16 protein-coding genes and 1 pseudogene are annotated in these 24,073 nt (G+C 72.9%); 9 read left to right on the top strand and 8 right to left on the bottom strand.

Annotation, left to right across the window (positions count from 1 at the left end; translation table 11 throughout):
• Window positions 1-21 precede the first annotated feature (21 nt).
• Together ACIPFH_RS38680 and ACIPFH_RS38675 are read left to right on the top strand one after the other, a co-directional pair.
• Complete coding sequence (locus ACIPFH_RS38680; RefSeq protein WP_401834049.1) at window positions 22-882, top strand: phosphatidylinositol-specific phospholipase C/glycerophosphodiester phosphodiesterase family protein; 861 nt, start codon at window positions 22-24, stop codon at window positions 880-882.
• A gap of 139 nt (window positions 883-1,021) precedes the next feature.
• Window positions 1,022-1,216: a hypothetical protein gene (locus ACIPFH_RS38675; RefSeq protein ID WP_401834047.1), complete on the top strand. Its 195-nt coding sequence runs from the start codon at window positions 1,022-1,024 to the stop codon at window positions 1,214-1,216.
• A gap of 32 nt (window positions 1,217-1,248) precedes the next feature.
• On the opposite strand, the gene ACIPFH_RS38670 is transcribed toward ACIPFH_RS38675, so the two are convergent.
• The 4 genes from ACIPFH_RS38670 to ACIPFH_RS38655 all read right to left on the bottom strand — a co-directional run bounded on the left by ACIPFH_RS38670 (window position 1,249) and on the right by ACIPFH_RS38655 (window position 6,273).
• On the bottom strand, window positions 1,249-2,451 hold the full coding sequence (locus tag ACIPFH_RS38670) for a phosphodiester glycosidase family protein (protein WP_401834045.1): 1,203 nt from the start codon (window positions 2,449-2,451) through the stop codon (window positions 1,249-1,251).
• A gap of 298 nt (window positions 2,452-2,749) precedes the next feature.
• The gene (locus tag ACIPFH_RS38665; RefSeq protein WP_401834044.1) at window positions 2,750-3,943 is read right to left on the bottom strand and encodes a bifunctional class I SAM-dependent methyltransferase/NUDIX hydrolase; all 1,194 of its coding nucleotides are present in this window, start codon (window positions 3,941-3,943) and stop codon (window positions 2,750-2,752) included.
• Window positions 3,944-4,411: 468 nt separating this feature from the next.
• On the bottom strand, window positions 4,412-4,861 hold the full coding sequence (locus ACIPFH_RS38660; protein WP_401834042.1) for a carboxymuconolactone decarboxylase family protein: 450 nt from the start codon (window positions 4,859-4,861) through the stop codon (window positions 4,412-4,414).
• Between the two features lie 131 nt (window positions 4,862-4,992).
• The gene (locus ACIPFH_RS38655; protein ID WP_401834041.1) at window positions 4,993-6,273 is read right to left on the bottom strand and encodes a YhgE/Pip domain-containing protein; all 1,281 of its coding nucleotides are present in this window, start codon (window positions 6,271-6,273) and stop codon (window positions 4,993-4,995) included.
• 574 nt (window positions 6,274-6,847) lie between these two features.
• Between ACIPFH_RS38655 and ACIPFH_RS38650 the strand changes: the two are divergent.
• The 3 genes and pseudogenes from ACIPFH_RS38650 to ACIPFH_RS38640 all read left to right on the top strand — a co-directional run.
• A pseudogene (locus tag ACIPFH_RS38650) lies at window positions 6,848-7,749 on the top strand (PucR family transcriptional regulator); the annotation flags it as partial.
• 350 nt (window positions 7,750-8,099) lie between these two features.
• The gene (locus ACIPFH_RS38645) at window positions 8,100-9,809 is read left to right on the top strand and encodes a VanW family protein (RefSeq protein ID WP_401834038.1); all 1,710 of its coding nucleotides are present in this window, start codon (window positions 8,100-8,102) and stop codon (window positions 9,807-9,809) included.
• Window positions 9,810-10,209: 400 nt separating this feature from the next.
• A complete protein-coding gene (locus ACIPFH_RS38640) occupies window positions 10,210-12,546 on the top strand; it encodes a PQQ-binding-like beta-propeller repeat protein (protein WP_401834036.1) in 2,337 nt (778 codons plus the stop codon).
• A gap of 204 nt (window positions 12,547-12,750) precedes the next feature.
• Here the strand turns inward: ACIPFH_RS38640 and ACIPFH_RS38635 are convergent, their stop codons facing one another.
• Both ACIPFH_RS38635 and ACIPFH_RS38630 read right to left on the bottom strand, forming a co-directional pair.
• Window positions 12,751-14,652, bottom strand: coding sequence for a glycoside hydrolase family 97 catalytic domain-containing protein (locus tag ACIPFH_RS38635; RefSeq protein WP_401834035.1), 1,902 nt, complete (start codon window positions 14,650-14,652; stop codon window positions 12,751-12,753).
• Between the two features lie 36 nt (window positions 14,653-14,688).
• The gene (locus ACIPFH_RS38630; protein WP_401834299.1) at window positions 14,689-17,025 is read right to left on the bottom strand and encodes a glycosyl hydrolase family 95 catalytic domain-containing protein; all 2,337 of its coding nucleotides are present in this window, start codon (window positions 17,023-17,025) and stop codon (window positions 14,689-14,691) included.
• A gap of 173 nt (window positions 17,026-17,198) precedes the next feature.
• On the opposite strand from ACIPFH_RS38630, the gene ACIPFH_RS38625 reads away from it, so the two are divergent.
• Complete coding sequence (locus tag ACIPFH_RS38625) at window positions 17,199-17,888, top strand: polysaccharide lyase family 7 protein (protein WP_401834033.1); 690 nt, start codon at window positions 17,199-17,201, stop codon at window positions 17,886-17,888.
• Window positions 17,889-17,913: 25 nt separating this feature from the next.
• Here the strand turns inward: ACIPFH_RS38625 and ACIPFH_RS38620 are convergent, their stop codons facing one another.
• Window positions 17,914-18,573 (bottom strand): DUF6629 family protein, encoded by a 660-nt coding sequence (locus ACIPFH_RS38620; protein WP_401834296.1) that lies wholly within the window; start codon window positions 18,571-18,573, stop codon window positions 17,914-17,916.
• A 285-nt stretch (window positions 18,574-18,858) separates the two neighbouring features.
• Between ACIPFH_RS38620 and ACIPFH_RS38615 the strand changes: the two genes are divergently transcribed.
• Entirely contained in the window at window positions 18,859-19,212 is a 354-nt protein-coding gene (locus ACIPFH_RS38615; protein ID WP_401834031.1) for an STAS domain-containing protein, read from the top strand.
• Window positions 19,209-20,141 (top strand): anti-sigma factor RsbA family regulatory protein, encoded by a 933-nt coding sequence (locus ACIPFH_RS38610; RefSeq protein WP_401834028.1) that lies wholly within the window; start codon window positions 19,209-19,211, stop codon window positions 20,139-20,141. The genes ACIPFH_RS38615 and ACIPFH_RS38610 overlap by 4 nt, the downstream gene beginning before the upstream one ends.
• Before the next feature lie 79 nt (window positions 20,142-20,220).
• Here ACIPFH_RS38610 and ACIPFH_RS38605 read toward each other — a convergent pair whose 3' ends face one another.
• Entirely contained in the window at window positions 20,221-22,017 is a 1,797-nt protein-coding gene (locus tag ACIPFH_RS38605) for a protein kinase (RefSeq protein ID WP_401834027.1), read from the bottom strand.
• Between the two features lie 248 nt (window positions 22,018-22,265).
• On the opposite strand from ACIPFH_RS38605, the gene ACIPFH_RS38600 reads away from it, so the two are divergent.
• Window positions 22,266-23,924 (top strand): FAD-dependent oxidoreductase, encoded by a 1,659-nt coding sequence (locus ACIPFH_RS38600; RefSeq protein WP_401834294.1) that lies wholly within the window; start codon window positions 22,266-22,268, stop codon window positions 23,922-23,924.
• Window positions 23,925-24,073 lie beyond the last annotated feature (149 nt).

Raw genomic sequence — 24,073 nt, 5'->3', positions numbered from 1 at the left:
CGCCCCGCAGGGAGGAACAGCATGGCCCTCGTCACTCGCCGCAGAGTTCTCACCGGCCTCGGCGCCACCGCCGCCGCGGTGCTCGCCCCGCCCGCCGGCAGCGCGTTCGCCGACGGGCACGGGCGCGGCCCCCGCCCTCTGTGGCGCACCCACGCCCACAACGACTACGAGCACCCGCGCCCCCTGCTCGACGCCCTCGACCACCGTTTCGGCAGCGTCGAGGCGGACGTCTTCCTGGTCGACGGCGAACTGCTCGTCGCCCACTCGGCGGACCGACTCGACCCCGCCCGCACCCTGGAGTCCCTCTACCTCGCCCCGCTCGCCGCCCGCGTGAGGGCCGGTCACGGGTCCGTGTACCCGGGGTACCGGCGGCCGCTGCAACTGCTCATCGACATCAAGACCGAGGGCTCCTCGACGTACCTCGAACTCGACCGTCGACTCAAGCGACACAAGGGCCTGTTCACGACGTACGCGTACGGCCGTGTCCACTCCGGTCCGGTCACCGCCGTCATCTCCGGCGACCGCGCGGCCCGTACGCCCATGGAGGCGCAGGCGGTCCGCCGGGCCTTCTACGACGGCCGGCTCAGCGACCTCGGCACTTCTCAGGCGTCGTTCGCCTCGCTGATCAGTGACAACTGGACGCTCAACTTCACCTGGTCCGGTGTCGGAGCCTTCCCCGAAGCGGAACGGCAGAAGCTGCGGGGTGTCGTGCGGGCGGCCCACGCACGCGGGCAGCAGGTGCGGTTCTGGGCGACGCCGGACCTCGCGGGTCCCGCCCGGGACGCGCTGTGGGCCGAACTCCTCGCCGCCGGGGTCGACCACCTCAACACCGACGACCTGGCCGGCCTGGAAGCCTTCCTGGACGCCCGCCGGACGGCGTAGTCACCTCCTGAGGCGCCTCGCACGGACCACGTCCGACACCACTCGTTCGGCGGACGGATCAGCCGCACGGACGAACCACCGTTTACGTCACACTCAACTCCGAAAACTATCAAAACGGACGTGGCGGAGGAGGTTGACGGTGGCCGTTTCGATTTCCGCGGTGCTGCTGCTGCTGGTCCTGGCGGTGATCTTCATGCGCAACGGCGGGCTGAAGGTCTCGCACGCGCTGGTCTGCCTGCTGCTCGGGTTCCTGCTGGCCGGCACCAGCATGGCTCCCACCATCCACAGTGGCCTCACGGCGACGGCCGACATCGTCGGCGGCCTTCGACCGTGAGGCCACTGCGGGGTCACCCATGACCTGGGCGGCTACTTGGTGAAGACCCCGATGCCGTTGGACACCGGGCGCTCGTACCCGTCGGACGGGTGGTTGCGGACCGTGACCTCGGCCGAACCCGCGGGGCGGGCCACGAGAGTCGAGGAGCCGCCGCCGTCCAGGCTGAAGCCCTCGGTCGCGCCGAGGTTCTTCAGGGCGGTGGCGACCTCGGCGATCGTCAGGCCCTTGCGGTACGCGGTGGCCCCGTCCAGCGCGAACAGGAACACGCGCTTGCCGCCGTTGCCGATCCCCACGGCCGTGCGCACCGCCGAGACCGACGTGTCCAGACCGGCCGACGACTTGCCGCCCGACAGGATCGGGTAGCCGCCGACGGCGAAGCTGTACGCCGACTTCGACGCGGACTTCAGTCCGTACCGCACCGCCACCGCCTGGCCCTTGACGAGCTTCTTCAGGCGCAGCGCGCCCGCCTCCCGCCCGACGAGGACCGTGGTGCCGGTCGCGATGGTGCCACTGCCGGGCGTGGTCGACGTCGACACGACCCGGCCCTTCTTGAGCGTCACCTCGTACGTGCTGGTGCTGCACGCCGCGGCCCGTTGGGTGTCCGTGCCGCAGGTGGCCCGCTTGCGCGAGACGCTGCCCCAGTCCGAGGTGTACGCGCCGACGGAGTTCTCCGGCAGTGCGTACTGGTTGACGCCGCCCAACGCCAGCCGCCGCCCCAAGGTGCTGTACGTCGCGTTGAGGGACAGGCTGTCCAGCCGGGCCTTGCCGTCGGTACCGACGCCGACCACGGCCCTGGTGTCGGTGCCCGGCGGCAGTTCGGGCCCGAAGCGCTGGGCCGTCGGGACCGCGCCCTTGAGCGCCTTCCCGTTCACGACCGCCGGCCCCACGCTCGCCCCGGTCGCCGCGACGCCCGGGTGCTGCGTCTCGCTGATGTTGAAGAAGTCGCCGTTGATGCCGGCGACGGCCTTCTGGCTGTTCGCCAGCGAGGAGATGGACGCGCGCGACGCGACCGCCCCCGGGTACAACAGCCCGAGGCGCACGTGGGTGTTGGTGAGATCGACGCTGAGCACGTGCACATGCGTCTTTCCGGCGGCCGCCTGGAGGTCGTACTGCTGGTACGCCACTCCTGCCGCCACGGTGGTCCAGGTCGCGGCTTCGGCGGAGGCCGCCCCCGCGAGCGCCGCACCGGCCACTGTGCCGAGCGCGACGAGCAGCGTCAGAGACTTTCTGCGCACCCCGGACCGCTTCTGATGTCGTGTCACAGACCCCCCTGGGTAGTTTGGTCCGCAACTTTCTCATGACCTGTGGGAACTCCCGCCAGGGGATGGGCGCGACGGCCACGGGAACGGGTGACAGAACGCACTGTTCCGGGTGGCCCGCACCGGATTCGACCACGCCGTCCGACCGTCTGTGCTGCTGCCACGCGGTGGGAGTGCCGGGTGCCGCGCGGCAGCACGGGGACACCGTCCGTCCCACCGCTGTTCGCCGGTGCCGAGGAACCGCCGGAAGAGCCGCTCGGGGTACGCCGCGGCGTCAGCCGTCGGCGCCGCCCGCCCGGTCGTCGTACGGGGTGAAGTGGGCCGGGGCGTGGTCGATCGGCAGGTCCGGGCGCCAGGCGGTGAGGGACTGGGCGCTGCACACGAACAGGGACGGCGGCAGGTGGTCGAGGGAGTACCAGCGCCAGTCGCCGACACTCTCGCCGGGCTGGTCGGCCGGCTCGCCCTCCCAGTCGGTGACGACGGCGCCGACGGTCATCCGCACGACACCCCCGACCCGGTCGAGCAGGGTGCCCAGCAGACGCACCTTCGACGGGTCGGCCCGCAGTCCGGTCTCCTCCCGCAGCTCCCGCACGACCGTCTCCCGGAGCGACTCCCCGGGTTCCACCGTGCCGCCGGGCAGCTCCCAGGTGCCCCGGCGGTGACGGCCCAGCAGCAGTCCCCTGGGTCCGTGCAGGATGGCGCCGACGCCGAGTGCCGCGTGCGCGACGGGCGGCAGGCCGGTGCGGGGGCGGGCGGAGACGCGCAGGAGGCGCCGGGCCCGGAAGACGCGGTAGCTCGCGAGGTTGACGGGGTCGGGCGAGGTCACCGGCACCACGTCCTCCACGCGCAGCCCGTGCTCGGTGAGCAGCTCCTCCCACACCTCGGTGGCGGGCACCCACATCCGAACCGTCGTCTCGCCGCCGCCCGCGAACCGCAGGGTCTCCGGGCGGGCCACCGGTTCCGAGGTCGGCCCTTCGCCACGGGAGTTGGTGTGCAGCACGGAGAAGCACAGCGTTCCGCCGGGCTTCAGCGCGGTCGCCAGGGCGGGGAACAGCCGCCGCGGATCGACGTACGGGACGGCGTTGACGGAGTAGATCAGGTCGTACGGCCGCGCGGTCCGAAGGTGCTCGACGGCGTCGGCGCTCAGCAGCCGCAGCCCGGGCAGCGACCCGTACCGGTCCCGGGCCCGCTCGATCTGACCCGGCGCCAGATCGACCGCGTCGACGATGGCGCCGTGGGCGCGGACGAGCCGGGCGGCGTGCCGGGCCGGTCCGCAGCCGAGGTCCAGGACCCGACGGCCCGCCAGCTCCCCGAGGAACGCCTCGTCCGGCCCCGCGTCCGGGAACCCCCAGTCGATCCGCTCCGCCTCCGCGAGCACCGTGCCGCGCCGCAGGTGGTGCCTCGCGTAGGCCTGCCAGGCGTCGGCGTTGACGGACTCCGGGCCGTCGGGGGCGACGGGACGGGGCATGGGCGGGCCTCCAGAGGGGAACGGTCGGTGCTCACCGGGCCAGACGATTCTTACCGGCCTCGGCGCCGGGCAATCGCGGCCCTCCCGCTCCGTTCCCCAGTGGCCTCCGGCCGGTCGGCCGACGGCGCGGGCGGTTCGGCCCGCGAGCGGCCGGTGCGCTGGGGGGACCGGCGCCCGCGACGGGTTCCGCCTCGACGCCCACGACGTCCGGTCCCGCCCCGGCCGGCGTCCCCGCGACGTACTCGACGCCGACCGGGGATCCTGGTCGGTGCGACCTCGGTGCGACCTCGGTGCGACCTCGGTGCGACCTCGGCGGGTCCGGCCGGCGGCGGGCCGCTGTACGGCCTGAACGTCGCCGGCCACGCGGAGGTCCCGGTGGAACGGCTGCCGCAGGTGATCTACACGTGCCCGACGTTCCACCGTGCCCTGGCCCCCGCGCAGGCCGCCCCCGCGCTGGGCCCCGTCCGCTCAGCGCACGGGATGCTTGCTGAGGATCGACACCCGGTTGAAGGCGTTGATGGTGACGGCCACCCAGATCACCGCCGAGATCTGGTCCTCGGTGAGCACCTCCAGGGCGTCGGCGTACGCGGCCTCCTGAGCGGCGGCGTCGCGCGGCACGGTGGTCGCCTCCGCCAGCGCCAGGGCGGCGCGCTCCGCAGGAGTGAAGAGGTCGGTGTCCCGCCAGGCCGCGAGGACACCCAGCCGCCGGGTTTCCTCGCCCGCGCGCAGGGCGGCCCTGGTGTGCAGGTCGAGGCAGAACGCGCAGCCGTTGAGCTGCGAGACGCGCAGGTTGATCAGTTCCACGACGGTGCGCTCCAGACCGGCGTCGGCGGCGGTCGTCCGCACGGCCTCGGACGTCTGGACCAGCGCGTGGTAGGCCTTGGGGCTCTGCTTGTCTATGAAGATCCGTCGAGTCATAGTTGAAGATCAAACCATTCATGGGTCGGGACCGCGGTGACGAGAGGTGCCCGCGGTGAGCAAGGCCGAGGTTCCCACCCGGCGGGACGTGCCGCCGGACGGGGTTCGGGAGTGGGTTTCGAACCCGTCGCTCAGGCGCGCTGCGGGGTGAGGCGCCGATGGCCCGTACGGTCGTAGTACGTGGTCATCGCGAAGCCGAAGAGCAGGCCGGCGACCGCACCGACCGCGATCATGATCCAGGCCCGGGTCAGCCCCGCGTCGCCGCGTGCGTCGAAGTAGAGGATCGCCCGGACGCCGTCGCTGAGCTGACGCATGGGCTCGAAGTAGGACAGGAAGCGGTAGAAGCCCGGGACGGCCTGGAGCGGGACGGTGGCGCCCGAGGAGGGCAGGCCCAGCACGATGAAGACGAACATGGACACCAACTGGCCGATCCCGCCGAAGGCCGCGTTGATGGCCTGGACGCCGAGACCGACCGCGAGGGCCGCGCAGTAGGAGTAGATCCACAGCAGCGGAATGTGGGTCGCGTCCATGCCCAGGACGCCGACACAGGCGAGCAGCACGAGGGAGACGCTGACGACCGTGATGCCGGCCGTCATGACCATCTTCAGCAGCAGCGTCTGGGTGCGGTTGACGGGCACCGTGGGGAACCGGGTGTGCCAGGGACCGATCTCGTTGTCGGCGTAACCGAGCGCGGTGTCCACGCCGTTGCTGATGACGTTGCCGCCCATGAAGCCGGCCAGTACGAGCAGCAGGGTGTAGTAGAAGGCGCTCAGACCGAGACCGCTGTCGTCGCCGAGCGCGTGACCGGCCTGGGTGGTGACGACGACGGGGTCGGCCAGCAGGAGTTTCTGCGTGGAGTCCGCTCCCGTGGCGGCCGCCGTCAGCCGCTCGCCGATGGTCCGGGAGGCCTGTTGGGCCGCCGTGGTGGTGATCTTGCTCGCGAGGGACGAACCGAGGCTTCCCTTGGCGGGGTTGGTCAGCACGGTCAGCGTCGGCCGCGCGGTCGCGTGCGTGCTGGTGAGCGCGGTCACCGAGTCGGTGAAGTCCGCGGGGATGACCAGGGCGCCGTAGACCTTGCCCGAGTCGAGCTCGTCCTGGGCCCGGGCCCGGGACAACTGCCGCCAGTCGGCGGTGTCGCTCGAGGTGTCCGAGGTGATGGCCGCGGCGATCTGGGTGCCGAGGTTCTGTCGCTGCCCGGTCGGCGGCTTGCCGGTGTCGCCGTTGACGAGTGCGATCGGCAGGTCGTGCAGGTCGCGCTGCGGGCTGACGACGCCGCCCATGTAGAGCAGCGACAGCAGGAGCGCGAGCAGTCCGGTGAGGACGGTGGGCATCAGCCACAGCTTGGGGCGGCGCAGGAGCGTGGCGGCGCGTGTCTGCGGGCCGGAGTCGGGGGTCGTGCCGTCGGCGGTCATGGTTCTCCGTCGTGTCTGGTACCTGGCGGGTGGGTGTCCGCTCCGGGGCCGGTCGCCGGCGGGTCGCCGGTCGGGAGGGGGAGGTGCGCGAGCACTCCCAAGTCTCGCCGTACTCAGGGCCGGAGGGAACGCAGGAAGCCTGCTCGGTGGCGCGGCACCAGCCGGATGGGGTCATCGTCCCACCCCTCATGAGGCGCCGGCGGACCGCACCTGATGATCCCTCAGTAGTGGATCTGCGGGCGGCTCGTCATCGGGATCGACGGTCGCGCGGTACCCGGCCGCGGTGGGGCCCCGGCATGGCGGGCCGGCTCGGTGACGGAGTCGAACACCGGTCGTCCGGGGCCGCCCGCCGCCCGCCGGACCGGCCCCCGGGCCCGCCGCCTCGCCGGGGGGCGCCCGCGGCGCTCGTCGTCCGGCCCACGACGCGGACGGAGCCCGCCGAGGCCGTCCACGCCGGCCGCTGAGGACCGGTGCGTGCGAGCCGCACCGGAGATGTCCGGCGCACTCCATGGTCGTCGTCGTACTGTTCGGAGGGAACGAGTGTCCGACGGCGCCCGACGCGAGCAGGGAGACGATGAGCGGCCAGCACCCGTCCGACCCGTTCCTCGACGGATTCGACCGCACCCTGGCGGACGCCGCGAGCACGGGCCGCCGGCTGACCCGCGACGAGGTCGAGTCCCGCCGGGCGCTCGGCGCACAGGCGGCCGAGGCGGGCCGCGGCTGGCGCGGCCTCGGCCGCGCGCATATCGCGGCCGGCCGGGAGGGCCGTCCACGAGCGGCCGATCCCGACAGCGTGCTCTCCGTCGTCGATCCGTCGTCGAACAGGCCGTGGACGCCTTCGCCGACGGCTACGAGCGCGCGCAGCGGCTCCTGATCCGCAAAGAGGAGGCGGCCCGCCGCGAGTTCATCGACGACCTGCTGCACGGGCGCGGGGCCGCGGGTCAACTCGCCGCGCGTTCCGAGCGGTTCGGGTTACGGCTGTCCCGCGCCCACGCGGTCGCGGTGGCCGAGGGGCCGGAGAAGTACGACGAGACCGACCCCGTTCCCCGGCAGGTGGCGGACGAGCTGTTCGGCCGCTTCGAGAACCGGCGCATCCTGTTCACCACCAAGGACGGCCGGATGGTGTGCATCGCCCCCGCCGACCAGGACGAGGTCCTCACCCTCTTCGCCCGGCACGTCGGCGCGGCCACCGGCCGGGCCCAGGTCGCCATCGGCCGGCCGAGGACGGGCCCGGTGGGGATCGGGCACAGCTACGAGGAGGCCCTGAACACCCTGGACGTGGCCCAGCGCATGGGCCTCGACGAGCCGTTGCTGCGCGCCTCCGACCTGCTGGTCTTCCCCGTCCTGGCCCGGGACCGGCAGGCACTGGTGGACCTCGTGCAGGGCGCCCTGGGGCCGCTGGAGCGGGCGCGCGGCGGGGCACGGCCCCTGCTCGACACCCTCACCGGCGGGATCGGCGCCTCTGCCGCGATCCGGCGGTAGGCGGCGCGGGCCTGGCCGGTGGCCGCGGCGTTCCTCGACCGGGAGTGGTGGCGGGTCGAGCGCCGCGCCTCCCGCGGAACACGGGGGGACGGTGGCCCGCATCCCGCGAGTGGAGGCGGACGCGGGCCCGGTCGCCGGACTGCGGGCCTGCCCGGCGACCGGGCCCGCAGTCCGGCGTCGTCGCCGACAGCGGCTCCGGGCCGGACGCCCCGACGTGATCCGGAACACACGTGTTCTGGGACATATGAGCTCATCACGCGCTATGGGTAACTTGGGGTGCTTGCCCTGTATGCGGTGTCGCGTGTCGGGGCACGCCACCCACCGATCGTCCGTCCAGGAGACCCATGCGCTCTCGAACAGCCTCCGTGCCGCCCCTCGCCCTGGCGGGCGGTGCGCTGACCGTCGGCGTCGGCGCTCTGTATCTGACCGGGCTGCTGATCACGGGCGGTGAGATCGAGTCGGGCACGACGGTGCGCGGTGTGGACATCGGGGGCCTCAGCCGTACGGAGGCCATCCACAAGCTGGACAAGCGGCTGACGGCGGCCGGCTCACGGGAGCTGACCGTGCGGGTCGGTGACCGCAGCGCGAGCGTCGACCCGCGCCGGGCCGGACTGTCCTTCGACGCCGAGCGCACGGTCGACCGGGCGACCCGCAACGGCTCCGACCCGGCGGGCGTGCTCCGCGGCTTCTTCCGCTCGGGAGGCGATCAGGAGCCGGTCGTCCGCCTCGACGGGACCAAGGCCCGCGCCGCTCTGGGGAAGCTGGCGAAGACACTCGACCAGAAGGTCCGCGAGGGCGCCGTCGGCTTCGTGGACGGCCGGGTCGAGCAGGTCGAGCCCCGGCGTGGTTACACGCTGGACGTGGATGCCGCCGTCGAAACCCTGCGCACCTCCTTCCTGCGCGGCGAGACGGGCGAGGTCACGGACCTGCCCGCCCGCGAGACGCAGCCGAAGGTCACGGCGGACGAGGTGCGGCGGGCGGTGCGCGACTTCGCGCGGCCGGCCGTGTCGGAGCCCGTCACGCTCACCGCGGGCGGCAAGCGGTTCACCATCGGCCGGACCGTTCTCGGCGAGCACCTGACGATGCGGCCGGACGACGCCGGCAGGCTGGTCCCGCAACTGGACGGCAAGGGACTGCGCGCCGCCCCCTCGGTGGCCCGCCCCCTGGCCGGCGTCACCACCAGCCCCGAGAACGCCGCACTGCGGCTGGACGGCGACCGGGTCGTGGTGGCCCACGACGCCCGGACCGGCGTACAGGTCACGGGCAAGGAACTGGGCAAGGCCGTGCTGCCGCTGCTGACCCGCTCCGGCGGAGCCCGCACCGGTGAGGTGGCCGCGCACCGGACCCAGCCGGAGGTGACCCGCGCCAGTGCCGCCCGGCTGGGACTGACGGAGAAGATGTCCTCCTTCACCGTCCACTTCGAACCGGCCGCCTACCGCACGCAGAACATCGGGCGGGCCGCGCGGCTCATCAACGGCTCCGTCGTGATGCCCGGCGAAACCTGGAGCTTCAACCGGACCGTGGGGCAGCGCACCGAGGCCAACGGGTTCGGCGAGGGCATCATGATCCTCGACGGCGAGTTCACCAAGGCCCCCGGCGGCGGCGTCTCCACCGTGGCCACGACCATGTTCAACGCGATGTTCTTCGCCGGCGTCAAGCCCGTGGAGTACGGCGCCCACTCCTTCTACATCGAGCGCTACCCGGAGGGCCGTGAGGCGACGGTCGCCTGGGGCAGCCTCGACCTGAAGTTCGCCAACGACTCCGGGCACGCCCTCTACATCCAGGCCGAGGCCACCGACACCTCGGTGACCGTCAGCTTCCTCGGCACCAGGAAGTACGACGAGATCAAGTCCGTCACCGGGCCCCGCACCCAGGTGAAACAGCCGGAGCGCAAGGTGAGCACGGACGAGAAGTGCGTGCCGCAGACCCCGCTCGAGGGCTTCGACGTCACCGTCGACCGGGTCTTCCTCGACGACGGCAGGGAAGTGCGACGGGAGCCGTTCCGCACCCACTACACCCCGCGGGACGAGATCACCTGCGAAACGGGCGAGTGAGCGGAAGCGCGAGCGGGAACGGCCAGAGCGTGGGGGTGACCTTCGGCACATCGGAGGTCTTCCGCGGGGCCGGTGGTTTCATCCTGCACTTGTTCCCCGTCTGTTGCTCCCTGCGCACTGTTCCCGCAGCGCGGGCACGTGTCACCCGATCTCTGACGCCACGTCAAATCGGTGTTCCCGGGCATGAGTAGGGCGGAACGCCTTCGTCCGGGTGAGCGGCGACGGTTGCCGGCAAGCACGCTCATGGGCCGTTTCAGGCTCTAGTCTGCTGCCAGACCCCCCACAGGGCCTTCCCCCGCGGCGTGGGCGGGACTCCCGCCCGTACCACCGAGAACAGGCGGCCGAGGGCATGCAACCACTGCACCCAGAAGATCCCGAGCAGCTAGGGCCCTACCGTCCGGTGGCCCGCCTCGGAGCAGGCGGGATGGGCCGGGTCTATCTGGCCACCTCGCCGGCCGGCCGCACCGTCGCGGTCAAGGTCATCCGTCCCGAGATGGCCGAGGACAAGAACTTCCGGATCCGTTTCCGGCGCGAGGTGGCGGCCGCGGCGGCGGTCGGCGGCGTGTACACGGCATCCGTGGTGGACGCCGCGCCGGACGACGAGACGCCATGGCTCGCCACCGCCTACGTACCCGGCCCCACACTGGCCGAGGCGGTCGCCGCACACGGGCCGCTGCCGGTGGAGACGGTCCTCGCGCTGGGCGCGGGCATCGCCGAGGCGCTGATCGCGGTTCACGCCGAGGGGCTGGTGCACCGCGACCTCAAGCCGTCCAACGTGCTGCTCGCCGCGGACGGTCCGCGCGTCATCGACTTCGGCATCGTCCGGGCCCGGGACGGCTACCAGCTCACCGGCTCCGGCGGTCTCTTCGGCTCGCTCGACTACGTCTGTCCCGAACAGGCCACCGGCGATCCGGTGGGACCGGAGGGAGACGTCTTCTGCCTCGGCTCGGTGCTCGCGTTCGCGGCGTCGGGACACGCGCCGTTCAGCGGGGCCGCCGCGGCCGCCCTGCTCTACCAGGTGGTCCACGGTTCGGCCGATCTGACCCTGGTGCCCGAGCCGCTGGACAAGATCATCAGCCTCTGTCACGCCAAGGACCCGGCCCTTCGCATCAGCCCCGACCGGCTCTCCGCGGCCTGCGCGCCCGGCGGCGCCGAGCAGGTCCTGACGGAAGGCTGGCTGCCCGCGCGGGTGGCCGCCATGGTCGACGACCGCCGGGCGGCCGCGACGGACCTCGACCGCCTCGCGCGGACCCTGACCCCCGCACGGCCCGCGGCCGACGCCGCCGAGGCGCCCACCGCGTCCGGCGGGTACGGGTCGGGCCGGACGCCGGTGGGACCGTCGTCGCACGGGACCGACGGTGGAGACGGTGCCGCGGATCCCGACCGCGTCCTCCCGGCCGCGGACGCCGACAACCGCGCCGCCGGCGGAGCCGAAGACGCCTGTGGAGCCGGCGCTCCCGGTGGAGCGCCGCCCACCGCCGAGCCGCCGGAGCGGAGACCCCCGGCGGCCGCGGCCGCATCGGCGGAACCGGCGGCGGAACGTTCCGCCGCGCCCGCGCACCGCCGTGCCCCCGAGCGTTCCCGTGTCGGCCGGCGCACCCTCCTCGCCGTGACCGCGGGCGCGGCCCTCGTCGGGGGCGCGGCCCTCGTCGCCCGAGGAAGGAACGGCGGGCAGCGGGCGCGTCGGCCCGGCCCCGCCCCCGAGCCGACCTGGGTCTACCGCGGCGGCCCGCTGCTCCAGACCCCGGCCGTCTTCAACGACGGCACGGCCCTGATGAAGGCCCGCCCGGGCAACATGATCTGCCTCGACCTGAAGAACGGCTCCCAGCCCGCATGGGTCTACGAGGGCATCAGCCTCTCGCCCAGCCCCGTCCTGCTGGCCAACGACGCCGCGGTCGCCCTCGGCACCGGAGCGACTCTGATCGGCGTCGACCTGGCAGGCGGCGCCGAGAAGTTCACCCTCGACTTCGGCCAGGACTTCCAGTTCGACCAACTCCTCGGCGGCTACGACGGCCACGTCGTCTCGGTCCTCGGCGCCAGGCTGGAACGCCGGTCGGAGGAGCAGGGCGTCGCGACCTCCACCAGCGCGGTCTTCGGCGTCGACCTCAGGGCCCGCCGGGCCGTCGTCATACCGATCGACCCCGAGGACGTCGGCGTCCCCCTCAAACCCGTCATCACGTCCGACTACTTCGTCTACGCCGACGGACTGCGCAATGTCACGGTCCGCAGCACCCGCGACGGCGGTGGCCTGCGCTGGCGGCACCCGGTGGGCTACGACCTGCGGCCGGGTCTCGCGGTGCTCGGCGCAACCGTCTTCGCCATCGGCTCCGAGTTCATCGCCCTGGACCTCGCCACCGGAAAGCTCCGCTGGAAGGCGAAGGCGGAACGCGGCATGTTCGCCTCCCTCGGGGCGGGCGGCAACACGATCTACGCCACGGGCACCGATCCCTACGGCGTCCACGCCTTCAACGCGGCGACCGGCGCCCGGCGCTGGTTCTGCGAGACCCCCCGCCTCAACGTCGACCACCCGATCGCGGTGGGGGCGCACGCCGTCCACGTGCCGGCCTTCGAGAACCGGAACGGCTTCTACGCGATCGACGCCGCCTCCGGCCGTCTGCTGTGGAACTTCACCGACGGCCGGGAGACCGGCGTCAACGACTGGCAGCTCTCCTGCGACGGGGCCGGACACCTCGTGGCCCAGCACTTCGACCGGGCCTACGGACTGCCCGTCACCTGAGGACCGTGATCCGGACAGCCGGGTCCCGGACAGCCGGGTCCCGGTCCTCGGGCAGCGCGCCCTTCGGCGCGCCGATCGCCGCACGCCGCCCTCCGGACGAGGACCGACACGGCCGTTCGAGCGCGAGGCCGCACCACCACCGGCACGGCGCGCGGTCGGGGCCCCGAACGCGCGCCGCCCGGCCGCCCGGTGAGGGCGGAGCGCTCAGCGGTAGCAGGTGGTGACGCCCGGCCGCCAGGGGCAGGCGAGGGCGGCGAAACCGCCGTTGGCGACGACGTCGACGGTGAGCGTGTCCCCGCCGCGCAGCACCCGCCGGTCCTGGACGAGGCCGTCGGCGCCGTCCCCGACCGTCTCCACCAGCCAGCGACCCGGCCCGAGGGACAGCGGCACCCCGGCCGTGCGGGCCGGGCCGGCGTACACCCCGCCCACGAACCAGCGGTCGCCGCTGCGGCGGGCGAGCACCGCCTCCTGCCCGGGTTGTCCGGCCAGCAGCCGGGTGTCGTCCCATGCCGCCGGCACCTGGTCGAGGTAGGCCCGCGCGAGCGGCCGTACCTCGTACGACTCGGGTGTGCCGGCGAACATCTGGAGCCCCGACTCGTAGGCGACGGTCAGCCCGACCTCGGCCGCGTCGGAGTTGGGCCGCAGGCCGACGCGCTGGAAGGCTCCCGGGGTGAAGTCCATGGAGCCGATGACATTGCGGGTGAACGGCAGGGTGGTGAGGTGGGCGGCGGTGTTCGTCCGCTTCTCCTCACCGCCGACTCCCTCCAGGGTCATCACCTGCGGCCAGGTGCGCTGGATGCCCTTGGGGATCGTGGAGCCGTGGAAGTCGACCAGGAGGTGGTGGGCGGCGGTCTCCGGGAGGATGGCGTCGTACCACCGGAGCATGGACTGCGCCTCGGAGTTCATGAAGTCGATCTTGACGCCCTTGACGCCCCACCGCTCCAGGGTGGGCAGCCACTGCGCGCGTTCTCCGGGTGTGTCGAGGTCGCGCTGATGGATCCAGACGATGATCCCGACGCCCTTGGCCCGCGCGTACTCGACGAGTTCCGGCATCCAGCTGTTGGTCTGCCAGTCGGGGTCGGTGACGTCCCACTCGTCCTTCTTGAAGTACCACCCCGAGTCGACGGCCTCGTAGGGCCAGTCCCGTTCGGCGGCGTAGTCGACGTAGGCCTTCTGGGCCGCGAGACTCTGGCCGGCCGCTCGGCCGCCGGCGAGCCAGGTCCACAGCACGGTGCCGGGCCGGATCCACCGCGGGTCGGCGACCTTGGAGGCGGGGGCGAGGTCGTCGGTGAAGGTGGACCTGGTGACGGTGGCGAGGTCGCCGGTCACCATGGCCCGCCAGGAGGTGGCGAGCGGGCCGTCGGTGCGGACCCGTTCGTCGGCGAGCTGGATGCGGTAGGTGCCGCTGCCCTGGGTGTGGGCGAGCCGGGCCCCCGAGTAGCTGCCGGTGAGGTCGGACTCGGCCAGCAGGGTGTAGCCGCCGGGGGTGGAGAAGAGCGCCTGCGGAGAGTAGGCGTTGGTGGGCGCGGTCGCCGCGGTGTACTGGGCGAACTGGCCCTCGTTGTCGACCCGGTAGGTGCTGAGCCACACGCCCGCGTCCGGCGGCAGGTTGAAGGCGGAGGTCTCGCCGAGCACGTCGCCCTGTCCGGCGGGCAGGACGTACCGGTAGGCGACGCCGTCGGCGGAGGCGCGGACGACGAGGTCGAGCCGGGCGCCGGCGGCGGTGGCGAACGACAGCCGGGTCTCGTTCATACGGACCCGGCGGTCCAGCCGTTTGCCGGACTTCGCCCGGTACCGCTCGTCGACCAGCCGGTCCTTGCGGCGCAGGAAGCGCAGGTCCTTGGAGAAGTCGGCCCGTTCGGTGACGATGCCGACGGGCGACGGCTCGACGACCGTACGGCCGTCGCGGGACACGGCGAGGCTCAGCGTGCCGGTGGTGTCGTCCAGGGAGATCCGCGCACGGGGCGCGTGGGCCGCCGCCGAGACGGCCCAGACGCGGTCGGGGGAGCCGAGGTCCTGCTCGGCCCGCGCGGGCACGGTCGTGAGGAGTGTGGCCACCAGCCCGGCGCAGAGCGTGGCGACCGCGGTTCTGATCGGAACAGCCATGTGAGCCTTTCCTGTCGGGATCCGGGCGGGCGGTCGTTACGGCAGGCCCCAGGCCGCGCCCGGTTCGCTGACGGCCACCGGCGCGATGACGAGGTCGGGGCGGGAGCCGGAGTGGATCAGCACCTCGCGGCCCCGGGGCAGGTCGATGGAGAGCACGCCGCCGCCCAGGTCCCGGGTGCGGGCGGGGCTGCCGTCGTCGAGGAGCACGGTGAGCCGGCCGCTCAGACCGTGCCGCAGCTTCAGCGGCTCGCCCGCCAGACTCCTGATCCGGATGAAGCGGGTCGCCCCCGCCTTGCGGACGGCGCTGACCAGGAAGGCGCCCTGGGTGCGGAAGTCGTGCAGGGTGACGTCCGCCCAGGAGGCCGGGACGGCCGGGAAGACGCGGATCACGCCGTTCCAGCTCTGGCAGAACATGTCGTGCAGGGACTGCGAGGCGGACAGCGGCGTCTCGATGACCGGACCGGCCTCGGTGTAGTGCGTGTTGGCCTGGCAGGGGAAGCGGGTGGTGGGGTCGAAGAACTTCCGCAGATACGTGATCGCGGTCTCGCCGTCGCCGGACATCGCGTACATCGAGGCGGCCCCGGTGTAGCTGTAGCCCCGGTGGGCGCCGGTCAGCGCGTGCCAGTGGACGAGGGACTTCGTGATCAGGTCGCGGCTCTCGGGCTGGTCCCAGTTGACGAGGTACAGCGGGTACACCATCAGCAGGTGTGAGTAGTGCCGGTGGGACTGCGCGTACGGGGTGTCGGCGCCGATCATGAAGCCGTTGCCGTCCACCGGGTACGGCGTGAGCTTGGCCAGCACCTCGTGCCAGCGCGGGGCCAACTCGTCGTCGAACCCCAGGAGTTCCGCGGACTCGAGGAGGGTCTGGCAGCCCCAGCGGATGAGGGCCAGGTCGTAGTTGGTGTCCTGCGGCGGCACGACGGGGTACTCGGGTGAGAGCGTGCTCGGCAGATGGAGCTTGCCGTCGCTGCCCGGCGTGAGGAAGTGCAGGTAGTAGTTGATCGCCCGGCGCAGCACCGGGTAGACCGTGTCGCGCAGCAGGGCCTTGTCCATGGAATGCCGGTAGGACAGCCACACGTTGTGCAGCGCCCAGGTCAGGTCGCCGGTCTCGGCGCCGGTGCCGGGCCGGCCCACGGTCCGGTTGGCGAACATGTCGGAACTGCGGCCGACGCCGGAGCTGTCCGCGCGGAAGGCGGCGGGCACGTTGGCGGTGAGCTGTTCCTGGTTCTGGCGCAGCGTCGTGGCGAGCGAGTCGAGTTCCGGGTGGTTGAACCCGTGGATGAGCCAGTACTCCAGCTGGACGTTGAGGTTCCACCACACCGCGGGCCAGGGCGTCGGCTCCAGCCAGGGGCCCGAGGTGGCCATGACGGGGCCGCCGGCGCGGCTGGCGGAGGCGACCTTGTAGAGCTGGATCCAGTGGAAACTCTGCAGCCGCTGGTCGGGGAACGAGACGAAGCTCTTCGGGTAGAACGCGTGCCACCAGTCGGTATGGCGTCGCCTGAGGGTCGCGTACGAGGACGCGCGCCGCAGGTTGCGCAGCGAGTCGGACTCGGCGGCGGTGTCGGAGGGGAAGCTGTGTCCGACGCTGAGCAGCAGCTCGTCGCCGGTGCGGCGGTACGCGGTGGCGGTCAGGCCACCGCCGGTGAGGGGCTGGAGCACCTGCTTCGTGCCGTCGGCGGCGACCTTGGTGGTCCAGGGCGGGTTGGCGGTGTAGTCGGCGGGCGGCGCCTCCTGGATGCGGCGGGGGCTGAGGGCCTCCTCGGGGTGGAAGGTCCAGGCGGCCTTCTCGCCGCCGGTGGCCGTCACGCGGGTGGCCAGGACCTCGTCCTCGATGAGGGCGGAGAGGGTGAGGGTCCCGGCGGTCGTGGTGACGGTGCCGGTGAGTTCGGCGTTCCACAGGCTCAGCCGCCAGTCGACGGCGGTGATGGCGCCGACCGGTTCGAGCGTGAGGTGTCCGACGGGCAGGCGGCAGGTGCCCCAGCCGCTGCCGAACTCGGGCCGGTGGTCCTGGACCCGGCCGTGCTGGACGGTGAAGCGGATCCGGTTGGCGCCCGGCTCCTGGTAGATCATGCTGCCGAGCAGCCCGTCACCGAGGAACGGACCCTCGTACCAGCGGGTGGGCAGCCTCGTCCACAGCAGGTCCTGGGCGCGCAGGAATCCGGACCAGGCGCGGTCGGTGGTCATGTCGGAGCGGAGCTTCCACGGGCTTGGCCGGGCGGCCGTCGCCGCACCGGCGTCGGCGGACCGCACCGCCGGTAAGGACTCTTCCGCGTGGGCCGTTCCGGGCAGGGCCGCGGCTGCCGCACCACCCAGCGCGGTGCCGATCACGGCTCTGCGGGGCAGGGGGGAGCGCTTCCCCGACTGCGAGGTCATCATCGTCCTCCAGAACTGACGGGTCATCGATACATCGGGTGTATCGGGAACTTAGGCAGGTGCTGTGTGCCTGTCAATGGAGCATGACCCTTGACTCCTCCGATGTATTGAGATTGCCTGCTGGCATGTTCCTGACTCTCTGAAGTCCATCCCCCACCGGAGGGAAACACGTGATGAACAGGAGATCCGTCTTACGGGCAGGGGCCGGCCTGCTGGCCGGCGGCGCCGCGCTCACCCTGCCGCCGGCTCCGTCGGCCGGTGCCGCGACGGCGGCGCGGGCCGCCGATCCGACCGACGGCTGGACACAGACCTCGTTCGCGTACAGCTGGCAGAAGCCCTGGAACCTCGGCCTCGCCGACCGGCACAGTTACAGCGGCGGCGTCCACCGCATGTGGGTGTACGACACCGACGAGCCGTTCGAGGAGGGCAGCTCCACCGACCCGCGCACCGAGATGCGCTGGAAGGTCGACTACCAAACGGGTGACCGCATGTGGGACGCCGACGTCTACCTTCCGTCGGGCACCGACGGCGCGTCCTTCGTCCAGATCCTGCGCAGCGTCCACCCCTCGGGCACCCCGGCCACCGACATCATGCTCAACGTCTACGACACGGGCGGCGGCACCGTGCGGCGCTACGACGGCACCGTGCTCAGAACGAACGCGTACGACACCTGGTTCAACGTCAAGATCGCCCACCGGGCGAGCAGCGGGACCGGGACCGTCAAGGTCTACTTCGACGACTCCCTGGTCCTGACGGTCGCCGACCGGGGCCCCGCCACGCGCTACTTCAAGAACGGCGTCTACAACCACGGTTCCGGCCGCGTCGAGGCCCGTTTCCGCAACATCGCCTACTGGACGCGCTGACCCGTACCACCGCGGTGCCGCAGGCTCACCGGGCGGCGTCGGAGTTCCGCGTCCGGCCCCGCCGCGGTCGTGCGGAGCCCGGGCGCCGGCGTACCCAGTCGAGCAGCATCACCGAGCACACCGCGGCGAACGCGCACCAGGTCGAGACGAACTCGAGCCGCCACAGCGCGAAGCAGGCCGACGCGCCCACGCCGGCCACCACCCCCAAAGCCAGCAGCCGCCGGTCGCCGGAGAGCAGCAGCGAGCCGACGGTGGCCAGGAGGTAACCCGCGACCAGCACGGTCGGGTGAGTGAGGTCCACCGAGTACCCGACCGTGTGGCCGCGGATCTCGGCCGTCACCGGCCCGTCGGCGATGCCGGACGCGAGCGCCGCGGCGGTGGCGACGCCGAGCGCGAGGGGGAACGCCAGTCTTCGCCGGGCCGGTGACGGGGCGGCACACCACACGCCGGCCGGTACCCACACGGCCACCAGCGGCAGCGCGATCACGGCCCAGAGGACGGTGGCGGGTCCATCGCCCCCGCCCGCGTCCCAGACGGCCGCCTCCACGATCTGATGAGCCCCGAGCAGCAGCGGCAGCGCCGCGAGGGGAAGATCCCGGCTGCCGCGCACCCGCGTCACACAGGCCACCCCGACCGCCGCCACCCCGGCGCCCGCCACCAGGTCGGCCGTCGCACTCCAACACATCACGTCACCAAGGGTTCTACCGTCGTCCGGATCCGTCTCGCCGCGCTGTGCGTGCCAGGCTACGTCCCGCTCCGGGGATCCACCGGCCGCCGGGCCGGGGGGCGGAGGCGTCGTGCGGAGGGCGAACGGCTCCGCCGTCCTGGTCGCCCACCGGCGTCCGTCCGAGTGGCGCACCGGTCGTGCGAGGGGTCGCGTTAGGCTGTTCGCGGTGAGTGGAAGGCTGCCTGTGGACTGCCCCGAGTCGTTCGGCGGCGGGTGACCGGCAGGGATCGAAGGAGGCCGCGGGTGGTGGACGCCTCGCACGGAGTCGAGGGCTTCGGGCTGGTGCACGGCGTGGCCGTGCTGGAGGTGGGCCCGTTGTCCGGTAGGCCCGGCATTCGTGCCAGGGGCGAGATCAGCGAGGACACTCGTTCGCCCTGGGAAGAGGCCCTGGCGGGTCTGGCGCGGCGGCACTCCGATGTTTCCTATGTGGAACTGTCGGAGGTGGGGTTCGTGGACGTGGCCGGGGTCGCGGCGCTCGCCGTCACGGCACTGGCGCTGCCCGGCGGACGGATGGTGGTCGAGCATCCGCCACCCCAGGTACCGCGCGTACTGGGCCTGTTCTGGCCCGGCCTGGGCAGAATCGAGGTGGCGCCGTGACGAACACGGTGGCGACCCACGAGGCGTTCGAGCACCCCGCGCTGTTCTACCGCACCGAACAGGAGTACGTGGACCACACCGTGTCCTTCGTGCAGGAGGGCCTGGACCTCGGCGAGCCGGTGGCGGTGGCGGTGCCCGGCCCCAACCTGGAGCTGATCAGGGCCGGCCTCGGCCAGGACGCCCAGGCGGTTCACCTGCTGGACATGACCGTGGCCGGCCGCAACCCGGGCCGGATCATCCCCGGAGTGCTACGCGCGTTCGCCGACGCCCATCGGCGAGGGCGGGTCCGGATCATCGGCGAGCCGATCTGGGCGGGCCGCAGCGCGGTCGAGTACCCGGCGTGCGCGCAGCACGAGGCGTTGATCAACGCGGCCTTCGAGGGCCGTCCGGTGACCATCCTGTGCCCGTACGACGAAGCGGGCTTGGACGAGGAGGTCCTGGCCGACGCGAGGCTCACCCACCCGACCGTCGTGGCCCGCGACGGGGAGCGGGTCAGCGACGCCTACGACTGGCGTTCCGTCGTCGCCCGCTACAACGAGGTGCTGGTCCCCGCGCCGGATGCCGCCGTGTTCTCCTTCGGCGCCGACGAGCTCTACGCGGCGCGCGCCTTCGCGGTCGCGGAGGCCGAACGGCTGGGCCTCGCGGGGCAGCGGCTGGACGACGCCGAACTCGCGGTGGCGGAGCTGACGACCAACAGCGTGGTGCACGGGGCCGGATGGGGAACGCTCGCCGTCTGGGCCCAGGCGGGCCAGGTCGTGTGCGAGGTCCGGGACGCGGGCCGGCTGTCCGATCCGCTGGCCGGCCGCAGGCCGCCGGCGCGCGGGCAGATCGGCGGCCGCGGTCTGATGCTGGTCCACTACGTGGCCGACCTGGTGCGGCTGCACACCTGCGACGAGGGCACGACCGTCCGCTTCTACCTCGGCCGCTGAGAGCCCGCCCGAGCCGAACCGTCCCCGTTCACCCGGAGGGGTGTGGGGACCGACGGCGTCGCACCCCACGACCGGGGTGTCAGACGGTGTCGCGCAGTGCCGCCCAGGTGGCTTTGTTGACGATGCCGTTGGCCGCCAGCCCTCTGACGCTCTGGAAGCCGCCGACCGCCGTCTCCGTGTCCGTGCCGAAGTCGCCGCTCACGCCGGAAGCGCCCACGTCGTAACCGCGTTTGACGAGCATGCACTGCACTTGCCGTACCCGCTTGCCGCTGTCTCCCAGGCTGGTGCGGGCCTTGCCCGCGTAGTAGGCGCAGTCGGTGACCCAGGGCGGGTCGGCCGACGTGGGCGGTGTGGCGTCGGAGGACTGGCTCGGCACGGCGGAGGCACTGGTGTCGCCGACGGGGGAGACGGTGGCCTCCGATCCGCCCGGGGAAGTGGAGGCGGAGGCGGACACGGCGGTTGCGGGCGGCGGGGCGCCCTCGTCGTCGGTGACGTCGGCGGGACCGTCGGCCGAGCCCGCCGCGGAGGCCTTGTCCCAGGCGCCCGGTGTGGCCGAAGTGGCGCCGGGCCCGGCGCCGACCGTCGGCGTGACGGGGTCAGGCCGTGGCGAGGCGGAGGCCACGGAGCCGTCGGCGCGCATGAACACGAAGACGCCCGCGGCGACCGCGCACAGGGCCGTACCGGCGGCGACGGCCAGAACCCGTTTCTGGCGCGCCCAGGGCCGGGCGGCCGCCGGTCGTGAGGGGGCCGTCGAGGCCGCCTCGGCGGCGGGAGCCGCGGCCACGGGTCCGGCGGGTGCCGGGCTCGCCTGCTCCGGGCTCCACCCGGGCGGGGAGGGCGGCACCGGTCTCACCCGGTTGTCCGAGGGGCGCAGCCGGGCCGCCCGTTCGACGGGGAGGCGGTGCAGTGTCTCGTACGCCCGCTGCCGGGCCAGCACCCTGCCGTGCAGCGGCTCCGGCCAGCCGGGCGTACCGGCACGCGGGCCGGCGGTGTCGATGAGTTCACCGGGGGTGGGGCGCCGTTCGGGCTCCTTGGCCAGGCAGGCCGTCAGCAGTGCCCCGAGCTCCGCGTCGGCCGCCGAGACCGAGCCCATGACCTCCGGGTTGGGCTCCTCGAACGCCACCCGGTGCATCACGTCGACGCCGGTGCCGTCGCCGAACGGGGCCCGTCCGGTGGCCGCGTAGAGCAGCGTGCCGGCCAGCGAGAAGACGTCGGAGGCCGTGTCGCAGTGGCCCGTTCGCAGATACTCCGGTGACATGTAGGCCGGAGTGCCGACCCGGTTGCCGGTGCCGGTGATCGCGCTGGCGTCCGCGGCCTGCGAGATCCCGAAGTCGATCACATGAGCGCCCTGGAGCGACAACAGCACGTTGGACGGCTTCAGGTCCCGGTGCACGATCTCCGCGGCGGCGAGGGCGGTGAGCGCCCGCCCCAGCTCCTCCACCAGCCGCCACACGGTGACCGTCGACAGGGCCCCGTCCTCGCGTACCACGTCGGCCAGGTCGAGCCCCGGTATGTACTCGGTGGCCATCCACAGCAGTTGGTCGTCCCAGCCGGTGCCGCATAACCTCGGCGCGTGCGGCGGACCGAGCCGGGCGTGCACATGGGCCTCGTGCACGAACCGGCGCTGGAACCGGACGTCCTCGGCGTACTCCGGCCGGATCACCTTCACGGCGAACAGCCCGGGACCGTCGTCGGCGGCCCGTGCCAGATAGACCCGCCCCATCCCGCCGCTGCCGAGCAGCGCCACCGGCACGAAGGGGCCGACGCGGGCCGGGTCGCCGACCCGCAGTGGTGCGGCCCCGGTCTGCCGGAGCGCGGCGGCCTCGGCCGCCGCGGAGTCCGCGGAGTTCGGTGGGGGCGGCAGGTGGTCGGACACGTAGCTCCCGAAGTGATGTTCGTCGTAAGTCAGTTCGCCCTGAACAGGACACCGAATCTAGCCGAGCCGCGGCCCGTGCTCAGGGTTTCCACGGGTTCCGTCCTGCGGCCATGGGCCCGGGACGGGCCCGTCGGCACCGCGACGCAGGCGGGTGAAGCCTGAGCCGCCGTCACCTTCACGGGGCATGCATGAGGATCTCCGCCGCATCCGGCCGGGTCGGCGGAATCGACGCGCTGGAGGCGAGAGTGATGAACAGAAGAGCCGAAGAGAGCGGACCCCACACCATCAGGGTCCCGGTCCTCATCGTCGGCGGCTCCCTGGTCGGCCTGGCGACCTCGCTGTTCCTGGGACGGCTGGGGGTACCGCACGTACTGGTGGAGCGCCACTCCGGCACCTCCATCCACCCGCGGGGCCGCGGCAACAACGTCCGCACGATGGAGCTGTTCCGGGTGGCGGGTGTCGAGAAGGCGATCCAGGAGGCCGCCGCCACCCTGGCCGACAACCACGGCATCCTCCAGGCGCCCACCCTGGTCGGCGACGCGGGCGAGTGGCTGTTCAGGGACATCGACCCGGGCGGCGGACTGGCCCGCTTCAGCCCCAGCTCCTGGTGCCTGTGCAGCCAGAACGACCTCGAGCCGGTTCTCCTCGACCACGCCAGGAGGCACGGCGGCGACCTGCGCTTCCACACCGAGATGATGTCGTTCGACAGCGACGCCACCGGCGTCACCGTGGTGGTCAAGAGCCGTGAGACGGGTGAGCACACCACCATCCGCGCGGACTACCTGGTCGCCGCCGACGGCCCCCGCAGTCCCGTCCGTGAGCAGCTCGGCATCGGCCAGAGCGGACCCGGCGACCTGTTCCACAACGTCAGCCTCACCTTCCGCTCCCGCCGGCTCGCCGACGTCGTGGGCGACCGCCGCTTCATCGTCTGCTACCTGACCAGCCCGGAAGCCGACGGCGCCCTGCTGCCGGTGGACAACCGCGAGAACTGGGTCTTCCACGCCCCCTGGCACCCCGAACACGGGGAAACCCTGGAGGAGTTCACCGACGAGCGGTGCGTCGAGCACATCCGGCGGGCGGTCGGGGTAGCCGACCTCGACGTGGAGATCACCGGCAAGGCGCCCTGGCACGCGGCTCAGCGGGTCGCCCGCAGCTACCGGTCGGGACGGGTGTTCCTGGCCGGTGACTCGGCCCACGAGATGTCCCCGACCGGGGCCTTCGGTTCCAACACCGGTATCCAGGACGCGCACAACCTCGCCTGGAAGCTCGCCGCGGTGATCGACGGCTGGGCGGGGGAGGGGCTGCTGGACACCTACGACGCCGAGCGCCGCCCGGTCGCCGAGGCCACCAGCGCGCGGGCCGCCGTCCGGTCGGCCGAGCACAGCCACCCCGGATTCGCCGCGCCGCCCGCAGCGGGCGGCGGCGGTCCCCAGCGGGGCATCCTCAACGTGGCCCTCGGCTACCGCTACCCGAAGGGCGCCGTCGTCGGCGCCGACCCCGAGGTCCCGGTCGTGCCCGAGGGCCTCGAGCTGACCGGAGCACCCGGCAGCAGGGCGCCTCACCTCTGGGTCCGGCAGGGGGGCCGGCGGCTGTCGACCCTCGACCTCTACGAGCGGTCCCTGGTCCTGCTCAGCGACGCCGGTGAGCCCAACGGATGGCACGAGGCCGCCGCCCGCCTCGCCGACAAGCTGACCCTCCCGCTCAGGTCGTACCGGGTGGGCACCGGCGCCGGGGCCGACCTGGTGCCGGAGGGCGACGTCGACTGGGCGGAGCGCCACGGCACGGGACGCGGGGGCGCCGTACTCGTCCGCCCCGACGGGTTCGTCGTATGGCGGTCGCCGGGTCCCGACGCGGATGCCGAGGCGGCGCTGCGCCGGGTCCTGAAGACCGGGCTGGCGGTGGCCTGACCCCAGCGGCTTCACCCGTGTGAACGCCCCGAGTGGTGCTGCGGCGACGATCGGCTGACGGTGGATCACGTCGGGCCGGGTCGTGTCAGCTGACGAGGTGTCGGCTGCCCGGTCGTGACGGAAGGACCATCAGATGCGTTCTGCTCGCA

It is taken from the genome of Streptomyces sp. NPDC088157 (genome assembly GCF_044741545.1).
GTDB lineage: Bacteria > Actinomycetota > Actinomycetes > Streptomycetales > Streptomycetaceae > Streptomyces.
The sequence above is the reverse complement of the archived record's forward strand: the minus strand, read 5'-3'. Positions and strand labels throughout refer to the sequence as shown.

What these genes read in the sequence shown, in the direction of transcription:
- ACIPFH_RS38680 (WP_401834049.1), top strand. Translation starts at nt 22, where the DNA reads ATGGCCCTCGTCACTCGCCGCAGAGTTCTCACCGGCCTCGGCGCCACC.
- ACIPFH_RS38665 (WP_401834044.1), bottom strand. Translation starts at nt 3,943, where the DNA reads ATGCCCCGTCCCGTCGCCCCCGACGGCCCGGAGTCCGTCAACGCCGAC.
- ACIPFH_RS38660 (WP_401834042.1), bottom strand. Translation starts at nt 4,861, where the DNA reads ATGACTCGACGGATCTTCATAGACAAGCAGAGCCCCAAGGCCTACCAC.
- ACIPFH_RS38655 (WP_401834041.1), bottom strand. Translation starts at nt 6,273, where the DNA reads ATGACCGCCGACGGCACGACCCCCGACTCCGGCCCGCAGACACGCGCC.
- ACIPFH_RS38645 (WP_401834038.1), top strand. Translation starts at nt 8,100, where the DNA reads ATGCGCTCTCGAACAGCCTCCGTGCCGCCCCTCGCCCTGGCGGGCGGT.
- ACIPFH_RS38635 (WP_401834035.1), bottom strand. Translation starts at nt 14,652, where the DNA reads ATGGCTGTTCCGATCAGAACCGCGGTCGCCACGCTCTGCGCCGGGCTG.
- ACIPFH_RS38630 (WP_401834299.1), bottom strand. Translation starts at nt 17,025, where the DNA reads ATGACCTCGCAGTCGGGGAAGCGCTCCCCCCTGCCCCGCAGAGCCGTG.
- ACIPFH_RS38625 (WP_401834033.1), top strand. Translation starts at nt 17,199, where the DNA reads ATGAACAGGAGATCCGTCTTACGGGCAGGGGCCGGCCTGCTGGCCGGC.
- ACIPFH_RS38620 (WP_401834296.1), bottom strand. Translation starts at nt 18,573, where the DNA reads ATGTGTTGGAGTGCGACGGCCGACCTGGTGGCGGGCGCCGGGGTGGCG.
- ACIPFH_RS38600 (WP_401834294.1), top strand. Translation starts at nt 22,266, where the DNA reads ATGAACAGAAGAGCCGAAGAGAGCGGACCCCACACCATCAGGGTCCCG.